Source organism: Streptomyces sp. NPDC059861 (assembly GCF_042731435.1).
Taxonomy (GTDB): domain Bacteria; phylum Actinomycetota; class Actinomycetes; order Streptomycetales; family Streptomycetaceae; genus Streptomyces.
Window position 1 is genome coordinate 58,610 of record NZ_JBHWJQ010000032.1, and the last position, 24,631, is coordinate 83,240.

Here is a 24,631-nt window from a genome sequence, read left to right on the forward strand (position 1 = left end):
CGTGTCCGAACACGTGCCCAATTGCGCAGCCGAGACTGGCGCCTGATCAGGCCTTCAGCGCCGCGCGCAGCCGTTCCGGATCCGTCGTCGGCGCGTCACAGGTGAAATTACGACACACGTACGCAGTCGGTTCGCCGCCCACCAGCGGACGGTCGGCGAGCAACGGGAACTCCTCGCTCCCCGGCACGCCGTACGCGACCACCGCACCCGGCGCGGTGCCGAGAAGTGCCGTGCGGTGCAGGGACCTCGTCGCCTCGTCGTCGAGCGCGGGACCCACGACGGCGACCTCACGCGGCCCGTCCAGCCAGGCCTCCGCGACCGCGAGGCCCCAGCCGATGAACCGCGGCACCCGCGACCCGAGCGCCTTCACCACACCCAACGCCTGCTCGGCGGCCGCGCGATGAGGCTCGGCGCCGGTCTGGGCGGCATAGCTCAGCAGCGCGCCCGCGGCCGCGGTCCAGCCGGACGGGGTGGCGTTGTCGGTCGGGTCCTGCGGACGGCGGATCAGCTTCTCGGCGTCGGCCGCGGTGTCGAACAGGCCACCCGTCTTCTCGTCCCTGAACCGCACAAGGACGTGGTCGAGCAGGAGCCCGGCGAATTCCAGCCAGACACCCTCACCGGTGACGGACGCCAGCGCGAGAAAGCCCTCGGCCACGTCGGCGTAGTCCTCCAGGACGCCCGCGCTGCCGCCGACCCTGCCGTCCTTGCTGGTCCGCGCCAGGCGCGCCTGATCGTCGAGGTGGACGCGGACGAGCAGGTCGGCGGCGGCGACAGCGGCCTCCACCAGGTCGGGGCGGTCGAAGTAGGCGCCGGTCTCGGCCAGCGCGGCGATCGCCAGGCCGTTCCAGGCGGCGACGACCTTGTCGTCCCGTCCCGGCGCCGGACGCTCGGCACGCGCCGCCAGCAGCCGCCGCCTGACGGACTCGACCTTCTGTGCGTCGAACACGCCGTCGGACTGCGGAAGTTGAAGGACCGAGGCGCCCTCCTCGAACGTTCCCTCCTCCGTCACCCCGAAGTACCGGACGGCGAGTTCGGCGTCGTCGTCCCCGAGGACCTCGCGCAACTGCGCGGGCGTCCACACGTAGTACGCCCCCTCGACGTGCTTCCCCGTCCCGTCGTCGCTGTCCGCGTCCAGCGCGGAGGCGAAACCGCCCTGCTCCGTACCGAGTTCGGCGACCAGGAAGTCCGCGGTCTCCAGCGCGACCCGCCGGGCCGGCTCGGAGCCCGTCGCACGCCACAGGTGGGCGTACACCCGGCACAGCAGGGCGTTGTCGTACAGCATCTTCTCGAAGTGCGGCACCACCCAGTCCCGGTCGACGGAGTACCGGGCGAAGCCGCCCCCGAGCTGGTCGTAGATCCCGCCCCGGGCCATCCGCTCACAGGTGTCCTGCGCCATCTGCAACGCGCCCTCGGCGCCCGTCCGGGCGTGATGGCGCAGCAGGAACTCCACGACCATGGACGGCGGGAACTTCGGCGCCCCGCCGAAGCCACCGCGCTGCGCGTCGTACTCCCGGGTCAGCCCGAGCAGCGCCTGCGCCAGCTCCTGCTCACCGGGCGCCTCGGAGCCGCCGAACCCGATCTCCCGCTCCGCGAGATCCCGCGCGATCTTCCCGGCCACGTCGGTGACCTCCGCACGACGGTCCCGCCACGCGGAGCCGACCCCCTCCAGCACCTGCCGGAAGGAGGGCATCCCGTGCCGGGGCGCCGGCGGGAAGTACGTCCCGAAGTAGAACGGCTCGCCCTCCGCCGTCAGGAACACCGTCATCGGCCACCCGCCCTGCCCGGTGGCCGCCTGCACGGCCTCCATGTACACGGCGTCGACGTCGGGCCGCTCCTCACGATCGACCTTGATGTTGACGAAGTGCTCGTTGAGGTAGTCGGCGGTGGCCTGGTCCTCGAAGCTCTCCTTGGCGAGGACATGGCACCAGTGACAGCTCGAATAGCCGACGCTCAGGTGCACGGGGACGTCGAGCCGTCGTGCCTCCTCGAACGCCTGCTCCGACCAGGGCCACCAGTCGACGGGATTGTCGGCGTGCTGAAGGAGGTACGGGGACGTCTCGTGCGCCAGTCGGTTCGGCATACCTCCATCCTGCCCGACGGCGCGGGAGGCTGCCGATACGACCGGCCGGGGGCAGGTGGGGGCGAGCGCGGCGGAGAGCTGCCGGAACGGCCGGCCGCCATCTCCCCCGGCCGGTGATCGCCGCCCTCTCGCCATCGCGGGCTCGCGCAAGGACACTCGTAGGTATGGCAGTTGGCGCCGGAGGGGGACGGGACATGCGGGACGGTCATCGGGTGGAGGCCGAGCGGCTGTTGATACGGGCGGTGGAGGAGGAGGTTCGGCGCTCCGGTGGCCGTAGCGACGGCAAGGTGCTGCTGGCGCGGGCGCGTGGGGAGCTGGACGCGATGGCGCGGACCGCCGCCGAGGAGTACGAGGCCTACACGCGGGCCCTGGACGAGACGGAGGCCGGCCGGCTGACGTTCGGGCAGCGCTACGCGCGCGAAGGGGCCGGTACGCCGCTGGTCGTGGCGGGGGTGGCCGCCGTGGCGGCGGTGGTCGCCGATCTGGCGTTCGGTACGGACACGTCGACGGCGCTCGGCGCGGGCGTGACCGTCGGGGTGGTGGGCGCGGCGACGACCGTGGTGAAGGTGGCCGGTTCGCATCTGCCGGCCGCGCACCACCGGGCCGGTGCGGTGGGCCAGCCGGGAGGGCCGGAACAGCTGCGGTTGCAGTGGCTGACGGCGCTGGAGGTACGCGGTATCCGTCCGTTCCTCGACCAGCAGCGGGTGCTGGCCGCGTCGACCGGTCCGAAGAAGCCCGGGCCCAAGCTGCTGGGCGCGGACAAGAGCGGGGCGGCGCGCGGGCGGAGTGTGCTGCAGCAGTCGTTCGGTCAGCTCCCGGAGCCGGTGGGTCCGTTCGCGGGCCGGCGGCAGGAGATGGCGCGGATCCGGCAGTGGGTGCAGGCGGCGCGCGCCAGTACGCAGACCCGGCCGACGGTGGTCGTGCTGCACGGGGCGCCCGGCAGCGGCCGCAGCACTCTCGCGGTGCGTGCCACTCACGACCTGAAGGACCAGTTCCGCGGCGCGTGCGTGGTCGATCTGCGCGGCGACAGCCGGGACGAGCCGCCGCTGTCCACCCGCGAGGCCCTGCTGCATCTGCTGAACCGGCTGGGCGCGCCGCGCGAGCAACTGCTGTTCCGGGAGCGTTCGTCGGCGGACCAGCAGGTCAAGCGGCTGAGTGAGCTCTACCACCAGCATCTGACGGGTGTGCCCGTCACCGTCGTGCTCGACGACGCCTCGGACCCCGGCCAGGTGCGCGCGCTGGTCCCCGAGCGGTCCGACAGCCTGGTCCTGGTCACCGCGCGGGCGCCGCTCGACCTGCCCGGCGACCTGCCGGCGTGGGTGCACCAGCTGGCCGTCGAGCCGCTCGACACGGCGGGCGCGGAGGAGCTGACGGGCGCGGCGGCGCAGGGCGAGACGGGGCCGTACGACGCCGAGTCCGCCGGCCTGATCCGGCAGTTGTGCGGTGGTCTGCCGCTGGCGCTGCGCATCGCGGGCTCCTCGCTGGGCCCGCGCTCACCCCGTCGGCTGGCGTCCGACCTCGGCGCGTACGGCCCCGTGGACCCGGTCGAGCGCGCCCTGTGGCTGCGCTACACCGACCAGAACGAACCGGCCCGGCGGCTGCTGCGGCGCCTGGCCCTCGTCGGCCGGGCCTCGCTCGGGGCCGCGGCGGCGGCGTCCCTGCTCGCCACCGACGAGGCCGAGGCGTCCCGGCATCTCGTCGCGCTGTCCCGGGCGGGTCTGATCGACCACGTCCGCGGCAGCCGCTACCGCCTGCACGACCTCGTCCGCGCCTTCGCGCACGCCCGGCTGGTGGACGAGGAGGAGGCGCATGAGAGGGCGGCGGCTCAGGAGCGGCTGATCGTGAACTACGCCGACCTCGCCGACTCCGTGCTGCGCCTGGTCGACGGCAACATGTCGACCCGCTCCGACCGCTTCGGCCCGCACGGCTTCACCTCGCTGGACGAGGCGCTGCGCTGGCTGGACGACGAGTCCAGCTTCATCACGGCCGCGCTGCGGCACGCGGAGGGCGTCGATCAGGGAGCCGTGCTGAACCTGCTGGGCGCGCTGTGCGACTACTGCCTGCTGCGCGGCGACCTCTACCGTCTCGGCGAGATCAGCGAACTGGCCCAGGCCGTCGACCAGGGCCTGCTGATCCGGTCGGTCCAGTGGCGCACCGGCATCGCGGCCCGCCAGCTGGGCGAGCTGGACAGGGCGCGCACGACGCTGACGTCGGTGGTCGACCTGTACCGGGAGGCGCACCACGACGCGGGCGCTGCCCGCGCCCTTTGCTCCCTCGGTATCACCCTGCACCACCAGGGCAACCTCACCGAGGCGGCGGCCCGGCTCCGGGAGGCCCTCGACATGCAGGCCGCGCCGTCGCTGGCCACGGACCGGGCCTGGACGATGCACGCGCTGGCCGCGGTGGAACGCGATCGCGCGCACCTCGCCGAGGCCTTCGACCTGCTGAACCGCTCCCTGGAGCTGCACCGCGCCGGAGAGTCCCTGCACGGCGAGGCCTGGGCCCACTTCCAGCTCGGCCAGCTGTACCTGCGCCTCGGTGACGTGCCGCGCGCCGAGGGGGAGCTGCGCGGAGCTCTGGAGCTGTACGGCCGTACGCGCGACGCCCGTGGCCAGGCCTGGGCCCTGACCCAGCTGGCCCGGGCCCGGCTGGTGGCGGGTGACGCGTTCCCGGCGGTGGAGGAGCTGCGCCGGGCGGCGGCCCGGCACCGCGACAACGAGGACGCGCGCGGCGAGGCGTGGACCCTCTTCTACCTGGGCCAGTCACTGGAGGAGGCGGGCGAACTCGACCAGGCGGTCCGCGAGCTGGAGCGCTCCCGCACGATGTTCTCGCGGATGCGTGACGTCTACGGCCTGGCCTGCGCCCGCCACCACTCGGCCCGGGCGACGCGCGACCAGCGCGCCGCCCAGACGGGCTCGCTGCGCAACTCGGGTTTCGCCCGCCAGCTCCTGGTCGACGCCCGCGCCGACTTCCACCGCATCGGCGTCGCCCACGGCGAGGCCTGGACCTGCTTGGAACTGGCCGTGGTCGACGCGGGCAACGCGCGCACTCCGGCGGCGCTGGCGCTGTGCGACGAGGCGGTCGGCCTGTTCGCGTCGTACGGCGACCGCCGCGGTGAGGACTGGGCCCGCTTCCTGCGCTGCACCCTGCTGCCGTACGCCGCTCCCGGTGGTGTGGAGGTCGGTACGGCGGTGGCGCAGGAGGAGCTGGCCCAGCTGTCCCGGGCCGGCCATCCGGCACGGGACGAGAAGCTGGACGACTATATGGAGGCCTACCAGCTGCTGCTGGAACGGGGCGTGGAACTGGAGGCCGGCTGGCAGGCCTGGCGCCTGGGAATGACCCCCGGCCGCCACGCCCGCGAGGTGATGGGGGTGGCGGTGGCTACGCCGTCCTGAGGCCGGGAGGACCACGGGGCGCAGCGGTACGCGGATCCAGGTCCGGGGGACCGCATGCCGGCGGATCGGCGGGCCTGCTGCGCCCCGCGAGCGCACGCTCCAGGCGGCCTTGCTGCCCCGCGAGCGCACGCTCAGGCGGCCTTGCTGCCCCGCGAGCGCAAGCTCAGGCGGCCTTGCTGCCCCGCGAGCGCAAGCTCAGGCGGGCCTGCTGACCCGCTCGGGTGCACGCTCGGGCCGCCCCGCTGGCCTCGCGAGCGCACGCTCAGGCGGGCCTGCCGACCCGCTCAGGCGGCCCCGCTGGCCCCGCGAGCGCAAGCTCAGGCGGCCCTGCCGACTCGCGAGCGCGCACGCTGCAACCGGGGGCGCGCACGCTCAGCGGCGACCCGCGGGCGCACGCTCAGTCCCACGGGCCCACGCTCAGGCGGGTGCCACCCGAGGGCGGACGCCCAGACGCAATCCGCGGACGCACGCTCAGGTGCGCCCGCGGAGCAAGTGGTCCTCGTCGCTCTCCCCGGCGGGCCGGCCGCTCAGGCCTGGGACGTCCTGCCCGGAGTGCCGGTTTCCGCCGTGTCCCTGCCGGAGGTCCCCGCCGGGTCCGGGGCCTCCTTGAAGTCGACCCGGCCCATGTGCCGGCTCATCGACTTCATCAGGCCCCAGACGGCCACGGCCATCACCGCGAAGACGATGAAGCCGAGGACGCCGGGGGTCACCTTGTCCTCGTCGATCTCCTTGGCGAGGGTGACGAGGTGGGTCATTGCCATGCTCGCGCTTGCGCTCATGTCAGGCATTGTCCCGGACGCCCGCGAAGAGGTCGTCCTCGGGGAGGGAGGTATCGGCGAGCGACTTCGCGAGCTCGTACTCCTCGGTCGGCCAGACCTCCTTCTGAAGCTCCAGCGGCACCCGGAACCAGCCCCCGTCGGGGTCGATCTGCGTGGCGTGCGCGATCAGCGCCTTGTCACGGATCTGGAAGTAGTCGGCACACGGAACGTGCGTGGTGAGCGTGCGGTCCTTGTGGCCGAACTCGTCCCAGCGCTTGAGCCACTCCCCGTAGGGGGACTCCATGTCACGGTCCAACAGCGCCTTGTGCAGTGCCTCGGTACGCGGCCGGTTGAAGCCCTGGTTGTAGTACAGCTTCAGCGGCTGGTACGCCGGGCCGTACTCGGACTCCGGGTACTTCTCGGTGTCCGCCGCGCCCTCGAACGCCACCATCGAGATCTTGTGGGTCATGATGTGGTCGGGGTGCGGGTACCCGCCGTTCTCGTCGTAGGTGGTGATCACCTGCGGACGGAAGGACCGGATCTTCCTCACCAGCTCACCGGCCGCCTTGTCGACGTCCTCCAGGGCGAAGCAGCCCTCCGGCAGTGGGGGCAGCGGGTCGCCCTCGGGCAGGCCGGAGTCGACGAAGCCGAGCCACTCCTGCTTGACGCCGAGGATCTCGCGCGCCTCGTCCATCTCCTTCTTGCGTACTTCGTGGATGTGCTCCTCGATGTACTTGTCGCCCTGCAGCTTGGGATTGAGGATGGAGCCGCGCTCCCCGCCCGTGCAGGTCACGACCAGCACGTCCACCCCCTCGGACACGTACTTCGCCATCGTGGCCGCGCCCTTGCTCGACTCGTCGTCGGGGTGCGCGTGGACGGCCATCAGTCGCAGCTGGTCAGTCAAGACTCAATCCTCGTTTGGTCGGCGCCCGGTGTGACCGGGTGCGAACGGCGGCTTCTATAGTGACCGAATCGGGGGGCGATTAATTCCGGGGGTACGGCCCGGAAGCCCCTTCGGGACATGGATCCCGCCCCGGCCGAGAGGACGATCATGAGCACGGCGAGCACTCGACTGCCCGAGGGCCGTTACGGCCGTTCCTCGGACGAGCGCGCCGACCGCACCCTCAAGGTCGTCGGTCTGGCCCTTGGTGCGGTGCTCATCGCTGTGATCGGTTATTTCGCCTACCACTACGTCGCGCAGAACAAGATCAGCGCCGAGGTGATCAGCTTCGATCTCTCGGACAACGCGGTGAAGGTCGAGCTGGCGGTGGAGAAGGACGCGGGCGCCTCGGGCTACTGCACGGTCCGCTCCCAGGCCGCCGACGGCGCCGAGGTCGGCCGGGCCGACTTCCGCTTCGGCGGGGACGCCGAGCGTGTCACCGAGGTGGTCACGCTGCGCACGACCGCTCCGGGCACCACGGCGGAGCTGCTGGGCTGCCACGCCGACTGACGTCACTCCTCATCCGCAGGCTCTGACCTGCGCTGACGTGATTTTGGGCACGAATGTCCTACCCCTTCCGCCCCTGAATTGTTAGGCTCGTGGTTTCGCCCACTCGCTGAGGAACATTCTTCTGGGTAGGGCGATGCTTTGTATCCCCAGTACCGACGAGGAGCACCTGTGACCCAGACCAGCGAGAACGTCACCTGGCTGACCCAGGAGGCGTACAACAAGCTCAAGGATGAGCTTGAGTACCTTACTGGTCCTGCGCGCACGGAGATCGCCGCCAAGATCGCGGCCGCGCGCGAGGAGGGCGACCTGCGCGAGAACGGCGGGTACCACGCGGCCAAGGAGGAGCAGGGCAAGCAGGAGCTTCGTGTGCGCCAGCTGACCCAGCTCCTCGACAACGCCCAGGTCGGCGAAGCGCCGACCTCGGCGGACGGCGCCGTGGCGCCCGGCATGGTCGTGACGATCGCCTTCGACGGTGACGAGGACGACACGCTGACGTTCCTGCTCGCCTCGCGCGAGTACGCGAGCGCCGACATCGAGACCTACTCGCCGCAGTCCCCGCTGGGGGCCGGCGTCATCGGAAACAAGGTCGGCGAGGACGCGGAGTACGAGCTGCCGAACGGCAAGAAGGCCTCCGTGAAGATCCTGAAGGCCGAGCCGTACAGCGAGTGAGCTGACGGGAGGCGCGGCGGCGAACCGCTGCCGCGCCGCCTCGGTCCGCCCACTCCCGACAGCCCCCGGCGTCCGCGCGACGCCGGGGGCTTCGTCATGCTCAGGTCAGCCGCAGTGGCCGGCCGACCGGACCCGGGCACGGATGCCTCACGCCGTGGCCGAGCGGTACTTCCGTACCGCGAGGGTCCGGAAGATGACGATGATCACGGCCGAGTAGATCAGTGAGGCCCAGACCGGGTGCTGCATGGGCCAGGCGTCCGACTGGGAGACGCCGGGGTTGCCGAAGAGCTCGCGGCTGGCCTGGACCGTGGCACTGAACGGGTTCCACTCGGCGATGTGCCGCAGCCAGGGCGTCATCTGGCTGGAGTCCACGAACGCGTTCGACACGAAGGTGACCGGGAAGAGCCAGACCAGTCCACCGGAGGTGGCCGCCTCGGGCGTCCGCACGGAGAGGCCGATCAGCGCGCCGATCCAGGTGAACGCGTATCCCATCAGAAGCAGCAGCCCGAACGCGCCGAGCACCTCGCCCACGTTGGTGTGGGTGCGCCAGCCGACCAGCAGGGCGACGATCGCGAGCACCAGCAGGGTGAGCGACGTCTGCACGAGGTCGGCCAGGGTGCGCCCGGTCAGCACCGCCCCACGCGCCATGGGCAGCGAGCGGAACCGGTCGACCAGGCCCTTGTGCATGTCCTCGGCGATGCCCGCGCCCGCGCCGGCCGTGGCGAAGGTCACGGTCTGGGCGAAGATGCCCGCCATCAGGAACTCGCGGTAGACGCCGGGCTCCGTGCTGCCGCCGATGTTCATGGAGCCGCCGAACACATAGCTGAACAGCACCACGAACATGATCGGCTGGAACAGCCCGAAGATGATCATCTCGGGGATCCGGGACATCCGGATCAGGTTGCGCCTGGCGACGATCAGGGAATCCCGGACGGACTGGCCGAGCGGATGCGGACGCGCGGCCCGCGGGGTGGCGTCGGTGACGGCACTCACTTGACGGACTCCTTCTTGCGCTTGCGGCCCTTGGCGTCGGCGGACGTGTCGCCGGCCCCCTCGGCCTTCTCCTCTTCCCTGACCTCGGCCGCGTGTCCCGTCAGGGACAGGAACACGTCGTCGAGGGTCGGGCGGCGCAGGCCGATGTCGTCGATCTCTATACCGCGGACGTCCAGTTCGCGGATCACCTCGGCGAGGAGCTTGGCGCCGCCGCTGACGGGCACGGTCAGCTTGCGGGTGTGCTCCTCGACGGTCGTCTCGCCCTTGCCGAAGCCGGCCAGCACCTCGGCGGCGGCGGCCATGTGCTCGCGCTCGTGCACCACGACCTCGACGCGCTCGCCGCCGGTGCGGGCCTTGAGCTGGTCGGAGGTGCCCCGGGCGATCACGCGGCCCTGGTCGACCACCGCGATGTCGTGCGCGAGGTGGTCGGCCTCCTCCAGGTACTGCGTGGTCAGCAGCAGCGTCGTACCACCGGAGACGAGCTGCTTGATGACCTCCCACAGCTGCTGGCGGTTGCGCGGGTCGAGGCCGGTGGTCGGCTCGTCCATGAACATCACGGGCGGCGAGACCACCAGCGCCGCGGCCAGGTCGAGCCGGCGGCGCATGCCTCCGGAGTAGGTCTTGGCGGGCCGGTCGGCGGCGTCCGCGAGATGGAACTGGTCGAGCAGCTCGCCCGCGCGGGCCTTCGCGGCCTTCGCGCTCATCTGGTAGAGCTGGCCGACCATCTGGAGGTTCTCCCGGCCGGTCAGGTACTCGTCCACGGCGGCGAACTGGCCGGACAGGCCGATGGAGCGCCGCACCTCGTCGGGGTGCGCGAGCACGTCGACACCCGCGACGACGGCACGGCCGCTGTCGGGGCGCAGCAGGGTGGTCAGACAGCGGACCGTCGTCGTCTTGCCGGCGCCGTTCGGCCCGAGCAGGCCGAGGACGGTGCCCTCGGGGACATCGAGGTCGACGCCGTCCAGTGCCCTTACGTCGCCGAAGGTCTTGACCAGACCTTCGGCATAGATGGCGCCTGGCATATGAGTCTCCACGTCGGTTGGGGTGCTGCGAGAGCACTGGGTCTGCGGGATTCGTCCCGGCTGATGGGCGGGGCCACGAGACACACCATAACGCGATGTATCGCGTCTCTCAATGACAGTTGCCCGAACGAGTGACGAAGAATTGGCGATCTTGACCCGGTCCTGGCCCGACCTGGGCCTTCGCGAGCAGTCCGCCGCCCGGCGGCGGCTCAGTCGATGACGGTGTAGCCCGCCTTGCGCAGGGCCTCCCCGACCTCGACGCAGTGCGCCGGGCCCTTCGTCTCCAGGTGCAGTTCGACCTCCGCCTCCGTGAGCCCGAGCCGAGGATCGGTCCGTACATGACTCACGTCGAGGACGTTAGCGTCCACCACTGACAACGCCCCGAGAAGCGTCGCGAGGGCACCCGGCCGGTCCGTCAGCCGCAGCCGTACGGCCAGGTAGCGGCCTTGCGCCGCCATCCCGTGCCGCAGCACGCGCTGCATCAGCACCGGATCCACGTTGCCGCCCGAGAGCACCGCCACGACCGGGCCCCCGAAGGCACCCGGATCGCTCAGCAGCGCCGCCACCGGACTCGCCCCGGCGGGCTCCACGACCAGCTTCGCCCGCTCCAGACAGAGCAGCAGCGCGGTGGACAGCTCATCCTCGCTGACCGTACGGACCTCGTCCACCAGATTTCCGACCAGTGCGAACGGCACGTCGCCGGGCCTGCCGACCTTGATGCCGTCGGCCATCGTCGCCGGGTTCTCGATCGACACCGGGCGTCCCGCCGCCAGCGAGGGCGGGTAGGCCGCCGAGCCCGCCGCCTGCACACCGACGATCCGCACCTCGGGCCGCAGCGCCTTCACCGCGACCGCGACACCGGCCACCAGTCCGCCGCCGCCCATGCCGGCGACGATCGTGCGCACCTCCGGGCACTGCTCCAGGATCTCCAGGCCGACGGTGCCCTGACCCGCGATCACGTCCGGGTGGTCGAACGGGTGGATGAACACCGCGCCGGTCTCGGCGGCGTACTCCTGTGCGGCGGCCAGGGTCTCGTCGACCACGTGTCCGTGCAGGCGTACCTCCGCGCCGTAGTCCCGCGTCGCGCTGATCTTGGGCAGCGGAGCGCCCTTCGGCATGAACACCGTGGAGTGGACCCCCAGCAGCGAGGACGCCAGAGCGACGCCCTGCGCGTGGTTGCCGGCGCTCGCCGCGACCACGCCGGCGGCGCGCTCCTCGGGAAGCAGGCCGGCGATCCGGACGTAGGCGCCGCGCAGCTTGAACGAGCCCGTCCGCTGGAGGTTCTCGCACTTGAGGTGTACGGGGGCGTCCACCAGCTGGGTCAGATACCTGCTGCCCTCCATCGCGGTGACCCGTGCGACGCCGCTCAGCATCTTCTGCGCACCGCGTACGTCGTCCAGGGTGACCGAGGGCAAGGAGGGGGCCTTGCGGTAGTTCATGACTCAAGTCTCGCAGTTCACACACCGCGAAACGCGTTGTGACCAACGTCCGAGACGGGTTTGCGCAGCGCCGGTACGACCCGCCTCCCGGCCGCGTACCCTGTCCCCCAACCCAGCACCCAGCATGAAGTGAGCCCCCGGCCATGCCCACAACACCTGAAATGTCGATGGACATGACGACCGTCGGTGACACCGGCCTTCTCGACGCGCTGCAGCACGAGGTGGCCGTGTTCGCCCGACGTGCCGAACAGACCCGGCTCGGCGGGGTCGGGCAGGTCCGCAATTCCATGGACCGCGCCGCGTACCTGCTGCTCAACCGGCTCGACAAGGAGGGGCCGATGGGTGTCAAGGCACTCGCCGCGAGCATGGGCATCGACTCCTCGACCGTCACCCGGCAGGTTGCTCCGCTCGTCGACACGGGCCTGGTCAAGCGGACGTCGCACCCCGAGGACGGGCGGGCCGTGGTGCTTCAGCTCTCCCCGCGCGGGTCGGCGCGGCTGGAGGAAGTGCGCTCGTCGAGGCGTCAGTTGATGGCCGAGCTGACGCAGGAATGGGACCCCGAGGAGCGCGAGGCGTTCTGCACCCTCCTCACCCGCTTCAACCACGCCCTCTCGGCCCGGATGGCCGTACCGGGCGTGCCGGGGGCGGAAGCGCCGTCGGCTTCCTGAGGTCCGTGGCCCCTTGAGGAACCGCGTCGCCTGACGGCCGTGGCCCCGCATGCCCCCGTCGCGGCCCGCATTCGGCATCCCACCGTGCGCGGCTCTTGACCGAAAGGGCGCGCCTGCCCTCATATGAGACCGGGTCCCCGCGGACGTACGCGGGCGCGCGACCGGCAGGCCGGGTGCGCCGGGTGCGGAGGCGGGATCCCCTTCCTCAGGTCGGCCTCAGGCGGGAGGCGCGGTGCGAGAACGGCAAGCGTTCCAAGGTGCCCGCCGGGCCCGGGAGTTCGAGGCGTTCGTCGCCGGCGCGGCGGGGCGGCTGCTGCACACCGCAACGCTGCTCACGGCCGAGGCCCCGAACGCCAACCCGCGCGCGCGGCGCCTGCTCACGCTGGCCCTGGCCCGGACGTACGCCTCCTGGGACCGGCTGCGCGGCGAGGACCCGTACGACCGCACGCGCGCGTGCCTCGCCGTCCGCTTCGCGCACCACTCCTGGCATCGGTACGGCGCCCTCGGCCGGGCCCGCCCGCACCCCGCCGGCACGCTGGCCGGGCTGACACCGCAGGAGCGCCTGGTCGTGGTCCTCAGGCTGTACGAGGGCGTAGGCGAGGAACAGACGGCGGCCCTGCTCGGGCTGCCCACGGAACGGGTCCACGCCCTCTGCGACCGGGCGACGGCGACCCTGCTGTACCCGCCCCGGCCGCCCACGCCCGCGGTGACCGGCGCCGAGATGGCGGCGTCATGACCGGGAGGTCCCCGTGAGCCGGGCCGAACGGGAGTCCGCCGCGCGGCGGATCATGGAGCGGACGCCACCCCGGGTGCCGCCGGACCTGGGCGCCGACGCCGTACGCCTCGGCGACCGCCTGCTGCGGCGCCGGGCCCTCGCCCTGCGTCTGGCCTGGCTGCTGCTGTTCGCGGTGACCGTGGCCTTCACCGTCTGGGCACTGACCGAGCGTCCCTGGGTGGAGCCGCCGTCGGAGACGACTCCACCGCTCACCGGCTGGTAGCCGTCAGGACCCGCCGAGTGCCTGCTGGAGGTCTTCCAGCAGGTCCTCGACGTTCTCGATGCCCACCGAGAGGCGCACCAGGTCGCCGGGGACCTCCAGGGCCGAGCCGATCACGGAGGCGTGCGTCATCCGGCCCGGGTGCTCGATCAGCGACTCGACACCGCCCAGGGACTCACCGAGGGTGAACACCTGGGTGCGGTTGCAGACCTCGACGGCCGCCTCCTCGCCGCCGTCGACCAGGAAGGAGATCATGCCGCCGAACGACCGCATCTGCTTGGCGGCGATCTCGTGCCCGGGGTGGTCGGGCAGCCCCGGGTAGAGCACGCGCGTCACGCGCGGGTGCCGGGTGAGCATGTCGGCGACCTTGACGGCGTTCTCGCTGTGCCGGTCCATGCGCACGGAGAGGGTCTTGGTGCCGCGCAGCACCAGCCAGGAGTCGAAGGGCCCGGCGACCGCGCCCATCGCGTTCTGGTGGAACGCCAGCTCCTCGCCGAGTTCCGTGTCACCGACGATCAGCGCGCCGCCCACCACGTCCGAGTGGCCGCCCATGTACTTGGTCAGGGAGTGCACCACGACGTCCGCGCCGAGCGAGAGGGGCTGCTGGAGGTACGGCGTGGCGAAGGTGTTGTCGACGACCAGGCGGGCACCGGCGTCCCGGGCGATCTGGGCGACGGCCGCGATGTCGGTGATGCCGAGCAGCGGGTTGGAGGGGGTCTCCACCCACACGACCTTGGTCTTCGGGGTGAGGGCGGCCCGCACGGAGGCCGGGTCGCTGGTGTCGGCGACCGACCACTCCACGCCCCAGCGGGCGACGACCTTCGCGAACAGCCGGAACGTACCGCCGTAGGCGTCGTTGGGGATGACCACGTGGTCGCCGGGGCTGAGCAGCGTACGCAACAGGCAGTCCTCGGCCGCCAGTCCCGACGCGAACGCGAGTCCACGGCGGCCGCCTTCCAGGGCGGCGAGGTTCTCCTCCAGGGCCGTCCTGGTCGGGTTGGCGCTGCGGCTGTACTCGTAGCCGCCGCGCAGGCCGCCCACCCCGTCCTGTTTGTAGGTGGACACCTGGTAGATCGGCGGGACGACCGCGCCGGTGACGGGGTCGGCCGTGTTGCCCGCGTGGATGGCGAGCGTCTCGAAGTGCTGACTGATGTGCCTGTCGCTCATGGGAACCGAGCGTAAGCGTTCCGCAGGAGGTGCCGCAGCGCGGCAGCCAAGTATTTCCGTGCCGCGCGCGTCGTGCGGGGCTGCTCAGCGGCTGTTTCGCGCCTCTTCGAGACGCCGGGCGCACCGCTCGCCGGAAGTTTTCCACAGGCAGGCGGAGGGGGTTGGCCAATTGTCGGCGGCGTCTGGTTCGCTTGAGACATGGAAATTCTCTGGGTTCTGTTCGCCCTGCTCATGATCGGCTTTGTGCTGGGTCCCGTCGTGATGCGCAGGCGCAGGGGGATAGAGCTGGTCAAGCCGGGCCACCCGGACGCGGCGGACCCCGCGAACTACGGGTTCCTCCTCCAGGAGGAGCTGGACATCCGCATGCCCGGCCCCGACCAGGACCTGCTGGACGTGCTGGACCTGGTGCAGCGCACGCAGGACCACCGCGCCGCCGCGCAGCTCCTCACGGGTACGGAGGCGGAGGGCGAGCGCCGCTGGCAGCGTGTGCAGGCCTTCGCCGGTGCCGCCTCGCTGGAGCTCCAGCAGCGACCGGGCGGCGTCAGCGAGACGCCGGGCGGCCAGTGGCTGCGGGTGTGGCGCACGGAGGCGCCCAAGGACGCGGGCGGCGCGGCGGTGCACGCCGAATTCCTGGTCCAGCAGGCGTGGCGGACGGCGACGCCGGGCACGGACGACTTCCGGATCATCATGGAGGAGGCGAAGGCGGCGTGCGGCGACGCGGCGCTGCTCGCCCCCGGCGACCCGATTCCGTACATCATCGAGCTGTCGGTGGCCCGTGGCCTGGGCTACCCGCGCGCGGAGTTCGAGCAGCTCTGGCTGAAGATCCTGGACCGCGCGCCGAACCACATGGGCGCGCACCTGGCCGCACTGCACTACTGGTGCGAGAAGTGGCACGGCTCGCGGGAGCTGGCGACCCAGTTCGCCGAGGCGGCCGCGGCCCGCGCCCCGCAGGGCTCGCTGCTCGCGGCGATGCCGCTGTTCTCGGTGTTCGAGCACCTCCCCGAGGTCAACCTGGTCGCCGGGTTCTACCAGAGCGAGGTGGTGACCAAGGCGATCCACGGCGCTCTCCACGCGGTCCACTCGGCCCGCGCCGACGACCCGATGCTGGCGCACGTGCGTCACCTGCTGGTCTTCTTCCTGGTCCGCTCGGAGCGGTGGGCGGAGGCCATGAGCCAGCTGATACACATCGACGGCCACGTCGGGGCCCTGCCCTGGACGCTGTCGTCCGACCCGGCCGCGGAGTTCGCGGTCTACCGGGCGCTGGCGGTGGCGGGCTACGAGGCGAACGGCGGCAGCCCGGCGACGCTGCTGCGCTGAGCACGAAGGCACCGGGACACGGACGCCGGGCGCCCGGCCGACGCAGGGCCGGGGCGAGCGGTGTCCGCGTGGAATGCGGGGCGGTGTTCGAATGTTCAACAAAATACCGCCCGCCCCGCCGCCATATGACGACGACGCGGCGGGCCCCGTATTCACCCCGGCAGAAGGAGCCCCCATGCTGTTCCGCCGTACGCCCAGCCTGCCCACCCCTGAGCAGGCACTGCAGGGCCGCGCGGAGCCCGCCTTCACCGTCCCCGACCGCCACACCGTCCTCGGCAACCCGCTGAGCGGCCCCTACCCCGAGGGCCTGGAGATCGCCGACTTCGGTCTCGGCTGCTTCTGGGGCGCCGAGCGCAAGTTCTGGCAGTTGCCCGCGGGGGTCTGGACGACCCTCGTCGGCTACCAGGGCGGCCACACCGAGAACCCCACGTACGAGGAGGTCTGCTCCGGACTGACCGGCCACACGGAGGCCGTGCGCGTGGTCTACGACCCGGACGTGATCTCGTACGACCGCCTCCTGAAGACCTTCTGGGAGGCGCACGACCCGACGCAGGGCTTCCGCCAGGGCAACGACGTCGGCACGCAGTACCGCTCGGCGGTCTACACCCACACCCCGGAGCAGGCCGCGGCGGCGGAGGCGTCCCGCGAGGCGTATCAGAAGGTCCTGACCGGCTCCGGCCACGGCCGCATCACCACGGAGATCCTCCCGGCGCAGACCCGCCGTTTCTACCCGGCGGAGGGCTACCACCAGCAGTACCTGGACAAGAACCCGGCGGGCTACTGCGGCATCGGCGGCACGGGAGTCTCGTGCCCGATCGGGGTGGCCACAGCCGAGGGGTGAGCCGGCGGACGCTGATCCGGGTCCCGGTGCGGACGCCGGATCGGTGCAGGGCACACAGGGCGCGGCCGTGCGGCGGAAACGTCGCGCGGCCGCGCCATGTTCGCGGATGCTCAGCGCAGCATTCCGCCCGCCGCACCCCTCGTCACCGCCTGCCAGTCGACCCGGCGTGCCTCGGGTGCCTCGATGGACAGGACACGGTCGCGCAGGACGGGGAGTTCGGAGCGGATACGGGCGACCTCCGCCATGTCGCAGTCGACCGTCACCGTCTCCGCGTGGGCGCCGGCCTCGATGTCGTGGCTGCCTCCCCATCAGGGTCGCCTCGCCGGTGTCGAAGCCGTACCGGTGAATCTTGCGGTAGTGACCGCGCAGGTCACCGACCGGGGCGAAGAGGAGCGCGGTGTAGTACAGCGTCCCGGTCCCGGTCCCGTTCGACGAGCGACCCGGTGCGGATCCACACCCCGGCCCGGCGGGCGGCGGCGGACATGGCCTCGGCCGTGGGCCCGTCGAGCGCTTCGGCGTCGCGCCCCCACCCGTCGTACGACCAGGCGCCGGCCGCCCACAGCTCCGGCAGGACCACGAGATCGTCGCCCGTCCTGCCACGGACCAGCGAGGCCGCTCTGCTACGGCGCTCGGCACCTCCACCGCCCGGCTCGGGGCCCGCAAGCTCATCGGCGCCGGCGGCTGAAACGCCATGGCGAACATCTTCGCGGTCGGAGACTTCTCCGGCGACGGGCGCCCCGACCTCGCCACGGTGACCAACGAGAAGTACATGATCGACGGCTACCCGGGCCACCTGGGCTGGCTGGTCACCTACCGGGGCCGGGACACCGGCGCCCTGCTGGCCGGCGAACGGACCGACGGCGAGTGGTGGGGCCTGAACGGCCTCTTCTAGCCCCGCCTCAGTTCGACGACGTAGAGGATCCCGTCCCGGCCCTGGTCGCGTCCCTGCCCCAGCTGGCCAGGAGGCGCAGGCCCTCCGCGGCCGGGGAGCTCGGCTCCGCGTGGTAGGTGATCAGGGACTGCTCGGCGTCGTCGACCAGACGGAAGGTCTCGAAGGAGAGGGCCAGGTCGCCGACGAGCGGGTGACGGAGCCGCTTGACGCCGTGGCTCTTCTCCTTGACGTCGTGGGTGGCCCACAGACGCCGGAATTCGGAGCTCTTGACGGAGAGCTCGCCCACCAGGGCCGACAGGCGCGGGTCGTCCGGGTGGCAGCCGGCGTCCATGCGCAGGAAGGCGACGATGTCGAAGGCCTTCTGGTCCCAGTCGAGGAACAGGTCGCGGTACTCCGGCTTCAGGAACACCAGCCGCGCCCAGTTCCGCTCCTGCGCCGGCATCTCCGCCCAGTCGCCGAAGACGGCCGCGGCCATCCGGTTCCAGACCAGGATGTCCGAACGGCGCCCCACGATGTACGCCGGGATGCCGTCCATGGTGTCCAGCAGCTGCCACAGCGCGCCCCGCACCTGCCGCGTACGTGGCGCCGTCTTCTTCTTGTGCTGCTTCGGCCTGGCCAGGTGTGTGAGGTGGGCGTGCTCGGCGTCGGTCAGCCGCAGCGCCCGCGCGATCGCGTCGAGCACCTCCCCCGACACGTTGCGCCCGTTGCCCTGCTCAAGCCGCGTGTAGTACGCCACCGACACCCCGGCCAGCTGCGCCAGCTCCTCACGGCGCAGCCCGGGGACCCTGCGGTGCCGTCCGTAGTCCGGCATCCCCACGTCCTCCGGCTTCAGCCGGGCCCGCCGGCTGCGCAGGAACTCGCTGAGCTCGGCACGCCGGTCCAGGCCGCCGCCGGGCTCCTCCACGCTCGCGGGCTGTTCGTCCATACGTCCAGTATTCACGGTCGTACTCACACGAACCTGCCCCCGCCAGTGGTAGGCACAGCAAACGTACGCAAAGCCGTGGCCTGGGTGGATGTGTCGTCCCGCGGCAGCCTGGACGATGTGCCCGGCAGGAAGGCAGCCGGGTGCGGATCACATCGCTAGGAGACCCCCGGCATGACTACTGTCACCGCGTACGCCGCCCCCGCCCCCAAGGCCCCGCTGGAGCGCACCACGATCGAGCGGCGGGAGGTCGGTGAGTTCGATGTCCTGATCGACATCAAGTACGCCGGAATCTGTCACTCCGACATCCACCAGGCCCGTGAGGGCTGGGGCGAGGCCATCTTCCCGATGGTGCCCGGCCACGAGATCGCCGGCGTCGTCGCCGAGGTCGGCACCGGCGTCACCGGGTTCGCTGTCGGCGACCGGGTCGGCGTCGGCTGCATGGTCGACTCCTGCCGTGAGTGCGACAACTGCAAGGCCGGTTTGGAGCAGTACTGCACCAAGGGCGCCGTGATGACGTACAACGGCGTCGGCAAGGACGGGCAGCCGACCTACGGCGGCTACTCGCAGAAGATCGTCGTCGACGAGAACTACGTCGTCGGCATCCCGGAGGGCATCGGCCTCGACGAGGCCGCGCCGCTGCTGTGCGCCGGCATCACCACCTACTCCCCGCTCAGGCACTGGAACGCGGGCCCGGGCAAGAAGGTCGCCGTCCTCGGCATGGGCGGCCTCGGTCACATGGCCGTCAAGCTCGCGCACGCGCTCGGCGCGGAGGTGACGGTCCTGTCGCAGTCGCTGCGCAAGCAGGAGGACGGGCTGAAGCTGGGCGCCGACCACTACTACGCCACGAGCGACCCCAGGACTTTCGAGGAGCTGGCGGGCACCTTCGACCTGATCGTGTCGACGGTCTCGGCCCCGCTCGACTTCGGCGCGTACCTCGCGCTGCTGAGGACCGACGGCGCGCTGGTGAACGTGGGCGCCCCCGAGGAGCCCATCTCGCTCAACCTGTTCTCGGTGATCACCGGACGCAAGACCCTCGCCGGGTCGGGCATCGGCGGCATCCAGGAGACCCAGGAGATGCTGGACTTCTGCGCCGAGCACGGCCTCGGCGCCGAGATCGAGGTGATCCGCGCGGACCAGATCAACGAGGCGTACGAGCGGGTGCTGGCGAGCGACGTCCGGTACCGGTTCGTGATCGACACCGCCACGATCTGATCGTTCAGGTACCTCGGCGGCCCGGCGGCAAAGCGCTTCCGGGCCGCCGAGGGCTGTGGGCCCGACTCTCGGGGTCCGCGCGGAAGAGTCCGCCCCCACGTGGGCGTTGCACGAGAAGACGGGACGGCCGAAAGCCCCGCAGGAGACCGAGGAGGCCACCGATGACCGTCCAGCTGAACCACACCATCGTCGCCGCCCACGACAAGGAGGCCTCGGCCCGCTTCCTGGCCGACCTCCTGGGACTGGAGGTGAGCCCGCACTACGGGCCCTTCACCCCCGTCGAGATCCCGAACGGCGTGACCCTGGACTACATGGACACACCGGGCGACATCACGCCCCAGCACTACGCCTTCCTCGTCTCGGAGTCCGACTTCGACACGATCTTCGCCCGCATCGAGGAGCACGGCCTGACCCACTGGGCGGACCCGCACCACTCCCGCCCCGCAGCGATCAACCACAACGACGGCGGCCGGGGCACGTACTTCGAGGACCCGAACGGACACAACATGGAGATCCTCACCCGCCCCTACGGCAGCGGCGACTGACGCCCCGGCCACCTCCGACGATGGTTCACGTCGATCCCGAAGTGGTCGTGCTTCAGGACCCGTTGGCCCTCGCAGCCGCCCCTCACCCCCGATGGGGCGGCATCACACCCCACCCCCACCGAGGTACCGGCTGCTCCCCCGGTGCCGTCGCCTGGGCGCCCGAGAAGTGCACCGCGAGCCTCGTGCCCCACTCCACGTACGCCAGGAACGCCGAGCGGAACTCCGCGTCCGTCGGGAGGCCCGCCTCGTCCGCGGCGTCCTGGATGAGGTCGACCCAGCGGCGGCGCTGGGGCTCGGTGATGCCGCGGCCCATGTGCTTGGCGACCATGTGGCCGTGGCCGCCCTGGGTCCCTGAGTAGCCCGGCGGGCCGCCGAAGACCTCGGCGAACCACAGGGCCACGTGCTCGGCGTGCTCGGGGGACAGGCCGGTGAAGACGGGGGCGAGGACGTCGTCCTCGACGACCTTGGCGTAGAAGGCCTCGGTGAGGCGCGTGAAGGCCTCGGCGCCGCCCGCCCACTCGTAGAGGGTGGGCAGCGCGGCCCCGGCGCCGCGGACGGTCGTCGGCGTGTAGTGGCGCATCTCGTCGATCGCGCCGATGTACGGGCGGATCTCGGCGAGGAAGTCAGGGAACGTCTCCGACTTGCGAAAGCCCTCCAGGTGGTCCTCCGTGGAGGTCCACACGATGCGCAGGACGTAGTGCTCGAAGTCCTCCTCGCAGCGGGCGAGCTCGTAGTCGACGCACTGCGGGGCCGCCGCCAGATGGACGGCGGCGCGGGTCCAGGCGGCCAGGAACTCCGCCGACTGCTGCTCGGAGATGCGGTACCTGATGTATTCGACCGTATGGGCAGTCATGTGCTCACCGAAGCACGAAAGCCCGCCGGAGGCAGAACTTCCGGTGGGCTTTCGCTCATGGCTTCACCGGCGCCGCGCCAACCCGGCGCGGCGGGTGATCACTTGCCGTAGTAGGCGTTGTAGATCGAGATCGTCGACTTGTTGTTCTTCTTGTCGGTGATCTTCGCGTGGAACGAGATCGCCTTGCCCTTGGCCGGGTTCTTGACGGTGATCTTGCCGTTCTTGACGGTGACCTTCTTCCAGGTCTGGCCGTAGTCGTACGACACCCATACGCCCAGCGACTTCAGGTTGGCGCCCTGGGCCGCGCCCTCGACGGTGACCGGGAAGGTGGCCGTGCGGCCGGCCGTGACGCGGCTGTCCAGGCTGGTCAGCGCGTTGAACCGGACGGTGGACGCGGGCAGCTTGGCCCTCTCGGTGGTCGGCTTCCGGGAGCGGAAGGTCCAGCTGGCGTCGATCCGCGTGGCCGCCGCGGCGACCTTGACGGTCCGCTTCACCGAGGTGGTCAGCCGGTACTCGGCGTCGCCGGACGGGACCCTGAACGCCTTCTCGCCGAACAGCGGGTCGTCGTGCGAGCCGACCTTGGCACCGTTGCGGTAGAGGGTCGTGGTCACCGAGGTGAACAGCGACGAGCCCGCGTGCCGGGAGCCGTCGGCGAACAGCGGCACGGAGCCGTAGATGTCGTCGCCCTCGCGGTACAGGCCGAACTCGCCGTTCAGGGTCGGGCCGAAGACCGCCTTGTTGAAGGTCTGCGTGTACGACTTGCCCGCCTTGTACGGCAGCGGGTCGCCGAGCGTGTAGTACGCCTCCGAGATCGGGGACCCCTCGGGGTCCTTGCCGCCGTACTGCTCGAAGTCGAACGACCACTGGATGCCCTGGGACGTCGACAGGTACAGCGTGCGGCTGCCGGGCAGCTTCTGCTCCACGGGCTCACCGGCGTAGTAGTCGGTGGGGAAGAGACCGACGGCGACGAGCGCGCCCGTCTTGCCGGAGGTGGAGGCCCCGAGGTTGCCCTTGACCGTGGCGAGTTCGCTCTTGCTGAACCTGCGCACCTTGTCGCCCTGGATCTTCTTGACGGTGGCGGTGGTCGCCACGTCGTACTCGGTGGCGGCGCCCTTCGTCCACTGGCCGCCCCAGGTCTGGGTCAGGCCGCCGGCGATCTCGCCGCCCAGGTGGGCCATCCGCAGGTCGGCGAAGGACCCGGCGCCGAAGCCGAAGCCGATGCCCGCGCTCTCCAGGAAGTAGCTGACCATCGCCGACCGTGGCTTGGCGGCGGTGTCCGGGACCGTGATGGTCGCGGACCTGGCCGTCCGGGCGTCGATCGTCACCGAGGTGTTCCTGGTGACGGTCAGGCGGGGCTGGACCAGCCAGTCGAGGCCGCCCTCCAGGGTGACGAAGTCCTTGGCGATCCAGGCGTCCAGCAGATAGGTGCCCTTGGGCACGCGCACGGTGGCGGTGCCGGACGCGACGGCCGGAACCTGGTAGCCGCGGCCGTCGCCCAGGCCCGAGTAGCCGAGCAGCGCGGTGTTGTAGTCGGCCGTCCCCTGCCCGTCCCGGCCGATGTGCCTGACCGTGACGTCGTACGACTCCACCTCACGCTGCACGGCGGCGGCCGTACGGACGCTCTGCCCGCCGCCCGTCGCGGTCACGTACGCGGAGTACGCGCCGTCGACGGTGCCGCCCAGCTTGGTGTCGACGGTGAGGCCGACGGAGGCCTTGCCGCCCGCCGGGACGGTCACCTCGGTCGCGCCGAGCGTGAAGAAGCCCGCCGGGGCCGCCTGGCCCCTGGGGTCGGTGGCGGTGGCCTTCAGGTCCAGCGTGACGTCGGTGGTGCCGAGGTTGCGGTACGTCAGCTGCCTGGCGACCGGGGTGTCGTCGCTGTGCGGCCACTGCTGGACGCCGAAGCTCACCGACACCGGGTCGGCGATCACCGTCTGCCGGATGGCCTTGTCGACCTGGATCCGGCCGGAGCCCTGCTGGAAGGGCGTGTAGGCGCCGCCCTTGGTGGAAGCCGTCAGCGCGCCCTTGAGCTCGGCGTACGTCCAGTCCGGGTGCTGCTGCTTGAGGATCGCGGCGGCGCCGGCGACGTGCGGCGTCGCCATCGACGTACCCGAGATGGTCAGGTAGCCGGCCGGACTCTCGCCGACCTCCTGGGCGATGGCGCTGCCCGGGGAGGCGGCCGCGGTGATGTCGACGCCGGGCGCGGTGACGTCCGGCTTGACGGCGCCGTCGCCGACGCGCGGTCCGGTGCTGGAGAACTCGGCCAACTTGTCCTGGTCGTCCACGGCGCCGACGGTGAGCGCGGCCTCCGCGCTGCCCGGCGAACCGATCGACTCGGGGCCGGAGTTGCCGGCCGCGATGGCGAAGAGGATGCCCTTCTCGGCGGACAGCCGGTTGACGGCCGCCTCCAGCGGGTCGATCTCCGGGGTGTCCATGCCGCCGAGGCTGAGGTTGACGACGTCGGCGCCCTGCTCGGCCGCCCACTCCATGCCGGCCAGGATGCCGGAGTCGTCGCCGAAGCCGCTGTCGTCGAGGACCTTGCCGTTGAGGATCTCGGCGCCGGGCGCCACGCCCTTGAACCTCCCACCGGACTTCGCGCCGGTGCCGGCCGCGATGGAGGCGACGTGCGTGCCGTGGCCCTGCCTGTCGGTGGCGTCGGCGGCGGTGGTGAAGTTCTTCGACGCCACCACCTGGGACTTGAGGTCGGCGTGGGTGGCGTCGACGCCGGTGTCGAGGACGGCGATCTTCACGCCCTTGCCGTCGTAGCCGGCGGCCCAAACCTTGGGGGCGCCGATCTGTGGCACGGACTTGTCGAGGGTGGCCTTGCGGACGCCGTCGAGCCAGACGTGCGCGACGCCGGAGACGGTCCGGCCGTCGTCGGTGACCGCGTCCCACAGCTCGGGCGTGTCCTTGTGCGTGGTCTGCAGGGCGTCCGCGTTCAGCGTCTTCAGGTTCTGCCGCAGGGTGCCCGCGTCACGGACCTCGGCCTTGGCGGTGGTGGCGGCGCCCTTGTAGCCGACGATGACCTTCAGGCCGTTCTTCTGGGCCTTGCGGGTCGCGGTCTTGTTCAGCTCGGTGATGTCGAACAGCCGCTGGTCCAGCTTGCCGTCCGCGACCAGGCGGGCGGCGTCGGCGGGTATCACCAAGGTGTGGCCGTCGGCCCTGCGTATCTGCACCGGTATGTGCGCGCGGCCCTCGGCCCGGTCCAGGCCGACGATCCGCCCCTTGGCGTCCACGGAGACCCGGTCGCCGGTGATCAGCGTGATGCGGTGGTGAGACGTCAGCTTCGCGGGGCCGTTCGGGCCCTGCTCCGGCTTCGCGCTCGCCGGGCTGGTCAGTCCCGCGGCGAGGGCGACGGCGGCCGCGGTGGCAACCGCGGCGGCACCGGCTCTCTTCACTTGTGTGCGCAAAAC

22 protein-coding genes and 1 pseudogene are annotated in these 24,631 nt (G+C 71.5%); 11 read left to right on the forward strand and 12 right to left on the reverse strand.

The genetic code is table 11. The features are described 5' to 3' along the window. Window positions 1-46 precede the first annotated feature (46 nt). Entirely contained in the window at window positions 47-2,080 is a 2,034-nt protein-coding gene (locus ACFV6X_RS25635) for a thioredoxin domain-containing protein (protein WP_385387149.1), read from the reverse strand. 194 nt (window positions 2,081-2,274) lie between these two features. On the opposite strand from ACFV6X_RS25635, the gene ACFV6X_RS25640 reads away from it, so the two are divergent. Then, the gene (locus tag ACFV6X_RS25640) at window positions 2,275-5,475 is read left to right on the forward strand and encodes a tetratricopeptide repeat protein (protein ID WP_385387150.1); all 3,201 of its coding nucleotides are present in this window, start codon (window positions 2,275-2,277) and stop codon (window positions 5,473-5,475) included. A 527-nt stretch (window positions 5,476-6,002) separates the two neighbouring features. On the opposite strand, the gene ACFV6X_RS25645 is transcribed toward ACFV6X_RS25640, so the two are convergent. Continuing rightward, window positions 6,003-6,263 (reverse strand): hypothetical protein, encoded by a 261-nt coding sequence (locus tag ACFV6X_RS25645; RefSeq protein ID WP_385387152.1) that lies wholly within the window; start codon window positions 6,261-6,263, stop codon window positions 6,003-6,005. Next, window positions 6,256-7,116: a mycothiol conjugate amidase Mca gene (gene mca, locus ACFV6X_RS25650; protein WP_385387223.1), complete on the reverse strand. Its 861-nt coding sequence runs from the start codon at window positions 7,114-7,116 to the stop codon at window positions 6,256-6,258. The genes ACFV6X_RS25645 and mca overlap by 8 nt, the downstream gene beginning before the upstream one ends. Window positions 7,117-7,284: 168 nt before the next feature. Here mca and ACFV6X_RS25655 point away from each other — a divergent pair, with 168 nt between their 5' ends. Together ACFV6X_RS25655 and greA are read left to right on the forward strand one after the other, a co-directional pair. Then, window positions 7,285-7,683 carry a DUF4307 domain-containing protein gene (locus tag ACFV6X_RS25655; RefSeq protein ID WP_385387153.1) on the forward strand — a complete coding sequence of 133 codons (399 nt, stop codon included), beginning with the start codon at window positions 7,285-7,287 and terminating at the stop codon, window positions 7,681-7,683. Between the two features lie 168 nt (window positions 7,684-7,851). Then, window positions 7,852-8,352, forward strand: coding sequence for a transcription elongation factor GreA (gene greA / locus ACFV6X_RS25660; RefSeq protein WP_365447033.1), 501 nt, complete (start codon window positions 7,852-7,854; stop codon window positions 8,350-8,352). Between the two features lie 147 nt (window positions 8,353-8,499). Here greA and ACFV6X_RS25665 read toward each other — a convergent pair whose 3' ends face one another. The 3 genes from ACFV6X_RS25665 to ilvA all read right to left on the reverse strand — a co-directional run bounded on the left by ACFV6X_RS25665 (window position 8,500) and on the right by ilvA (window position 11,806). Then, entirely contained in the window at window positions 8,500-9,345 is an 846-nt protein-coding gene (locus ACFV6X_RS25665; protein WP_385387155.1) for an ABC transporter permease, read from the reverse strand. Further along, window positions 9,342-10,367, reverse strand: coding sequence for an ATP-binding cassette domain-containing protein (locus tag ACFV6X_RS25670; protein ID WP_385387157.1), 1,026 nt, complete (start codon window positions 10,365-10,367; stop codon window positions 9,342-9,344). The genes ACFV6X_RS25665 and ACFV6X_RS25670 overlap by 4 nt, the downstream gene beginning before the upstream one ends. Window positions 10,368-10,576: 209 nt before the next feature. Then, window positions 10,577-11,806, reverse strand: coding sequence for a threonine ammonia-lyase (ilvA, locus tag ACFV6X_RS25675; RefSeq protein ID WP_385387159.1), 1,230 nt, complete (start codon window positions 11,804-11,806; stop codon window positions 10,577-10,579). A 161-nt stretch (window positions 11,807-11,967) separates the two neighbouring features. On the opposite strand from ilvA, the gene ACFV6X_RS25680 reads away from it, so the two are divergent. From ACFV6X_RS25680 to ACFV6X_RS25690, 3 genes are all read left to right on the forward strand, one after another. Beyond that, the gene (locus tag ACFV6X_RS25680; protein WP_365447123.1) at window positions 11,968-12,474 is read left to right on the forward strand and encodes a MarR family transcriptional regulator; all 507 of its coding nucleotides are present in this window, start codon (window positions 11,968-11,970) and stop codon (window positions 12,472-12,474) included. Between the two features lie 232 nt (window positions 12,475-12,706). After that, window positions 12,707-13,210, forward strand: coding sequence for a sigma factor-like helix-turn-helix DNA-binding protein (locus tag ACFV6X_RS25685; RefSeq protein WP_385387161.1), 504 nt, complete (start codon window positions 12,707-12,709; stop codon window positions 13,208-13,210). Between the two features lie 13 nt (window positions 13,211-13,223). After that, on the forward strand, window positions 13,224-13,472 hold the full coding sequence (locus tag ACFV6X_RS25690) for a hypothetical protein (RefSeq protein ID WP_385387163.1): 249 nt from the start codon (window positions 13,224-13,226) through the stop codon (window positions 13,470-13,472). A gap of 3 nt (window positions 13,473-13,475) precedes the next feature. On the opposite strand, the gene ACFV6X_RS25695 is transcribed toward ACFV6X_RS25690, so the two are convergent. Beyond that, the gene (locus ACFV6X_RS25695) at window positions 13,476-14,636 is read right to left on the reverse strand and encodes a cystathionine gamma-synthase (protein ID WP_385387165.1); all 1,161 of its coding nucleotides are present in this window, start codon (window positions 14,634-14,636) and stop codon (window positions 13,476-13,478) included. A gap of 198 nt (window positions 14,637-14,834) precedes the next feature. Between ACFV6X_RS25695 and ACFV6X_RS25700 the strand changes: the two genes are divergently transcribed. Then, window positions 14,835-15,953, forward strand: coding sequence for a hypothetical protein (locus ACFV6X_RS25700; RefSeq protein ID WP_385387167.1), 1,119 nt, complete (start codon window positions 14,835-14,837; stop codon window positions 15,951-15,953). A gap of 175 nt (window positions 15,954-16,128) precedes the next feature. Continuing rightward, window positions 16,129-16,794, forward strand: coding sequence for a peptide-methionine (S)-S-oxide reductase MsrA (msrA, locus tag ACFV6X_RS25705; protein ID WP_385387169.1), 666 nt, complete (start codon window positions 16,129-16,131; stop codon window positions 16,792-16,794). 110 nt (window positions 16,795-16,904) lie between these two features. On the opposite strand, the gene ACFV6X_RS25710 is transcribed toward msrA, so the two are convergent. Continuing rightward, entirely contained in the window at window positions 16,905-17,057 is a 153-nt protein-coding gene (locus ACFV6X_RS25710; RefSeq protein WP_385387171.1) for a hypothetical protein, read from the reverse strand. Window positions 17,058-17,097: 40 nt separating this feature from the next. After that, a pseudogene (locus ACFV6X_RS25715) lies at window positions 17,098-17,401 on the reverse strand (nitrilase-related carbon-nitrogen hydrolase); the annotation flags it as partial. Between the two features lie 84 nt (window positions 17,402-17,485). Here ACFV6X_RS25715 and ACFV6X_RS25720 point away from each other — a divergent pair. After that, complete coding sequence (locus ACFV6X_RS25720; RefSeq protein WP_385387173.1) at window positions 17,486-17,686, forward strand: hypothetical protein; 201 nt, start codon at window positions 17,486-17,488, stop codon at window positions 17,684-17,686. A 7-nt stretch (window positions 17,687-17,693) separates the two neighbouring features. On the opposite strand, the gene ACFV6X_RS25725 is transcribed toward ACFV6X_RS25720, so the two are convergent. Further along, window positions 17,694-18,611 (reverse strand): helix-turn-helix domain-containing protein, encoded by a 918-nt coding sequence (locus ACFV6X_RS25725; protein ID WP_385387175.1) that lies wholly within the window; start codon window positions 18,609-18,611, stop codon window positions 17,694-17,696. A gap of 171 nt (window positions 18,612-18,782) precedes the next feature. Here ACFV6X_RS25725 and ACFV6X_RS25730 point away from each other — a divergent pair, with 171 nt between their 5' ends. After that, a complete protein-coding gene (locus ACFV6X_RS25730) occupies window positions 18,783-19,823 on the forward strand; it encodes an NAD(P)-dependent alcohol dehydrogenase (protein WP_385387177.1) in 1,041 nt (346 codons plus the stop codon). Window positions 19,824-19,984: 161 nt separating this feature from the next. Next, a complete protein-coding gene (locus tag ACFV6X_RS25735; RefSeq protein WP_385387179.1) occupies window positions 19,985-20,368 on the forward strand; it encodes a VOC family protein in 384 nt (127 codons plus the stop codon). A gap of 82 nt (window positions 20,369-20,450) precedes the next feature. Here ACFV6X_RS25735 and ACFV6X_RS25740 read toward each other — a convergent pair whose 3' ends face one another. Together ACFV6X_RS25740 and ACFV6X_RS25745 are read right to left on the reverse strand one after the other, a co-directional pair. Further along, entirely contained in the window at window positions 20,451-21,221 is a 771-nt protein-coding gene (locus ACFV6X_RS25740) for a group II truncated hemoglobin (RefSeq protein WP_385387181.1), read from the reverse strand. Between the two features lie 98 nt (window positions 21,222-21,319). Then, window positions 21,320-24,616: a S8 family serine peptidase gene (locus tag ACFV6X_RS25745; RefSeq protein ID WP_385387183.1), complete on the reverse strand. Its 3,297-nt coding sequence runs from the start codon at window positions 24,614-24,616 to the stop codon at window positions 21,320-21,322. Window positions 24,617-24,631 lie beyond the last annotated feature (15 nt).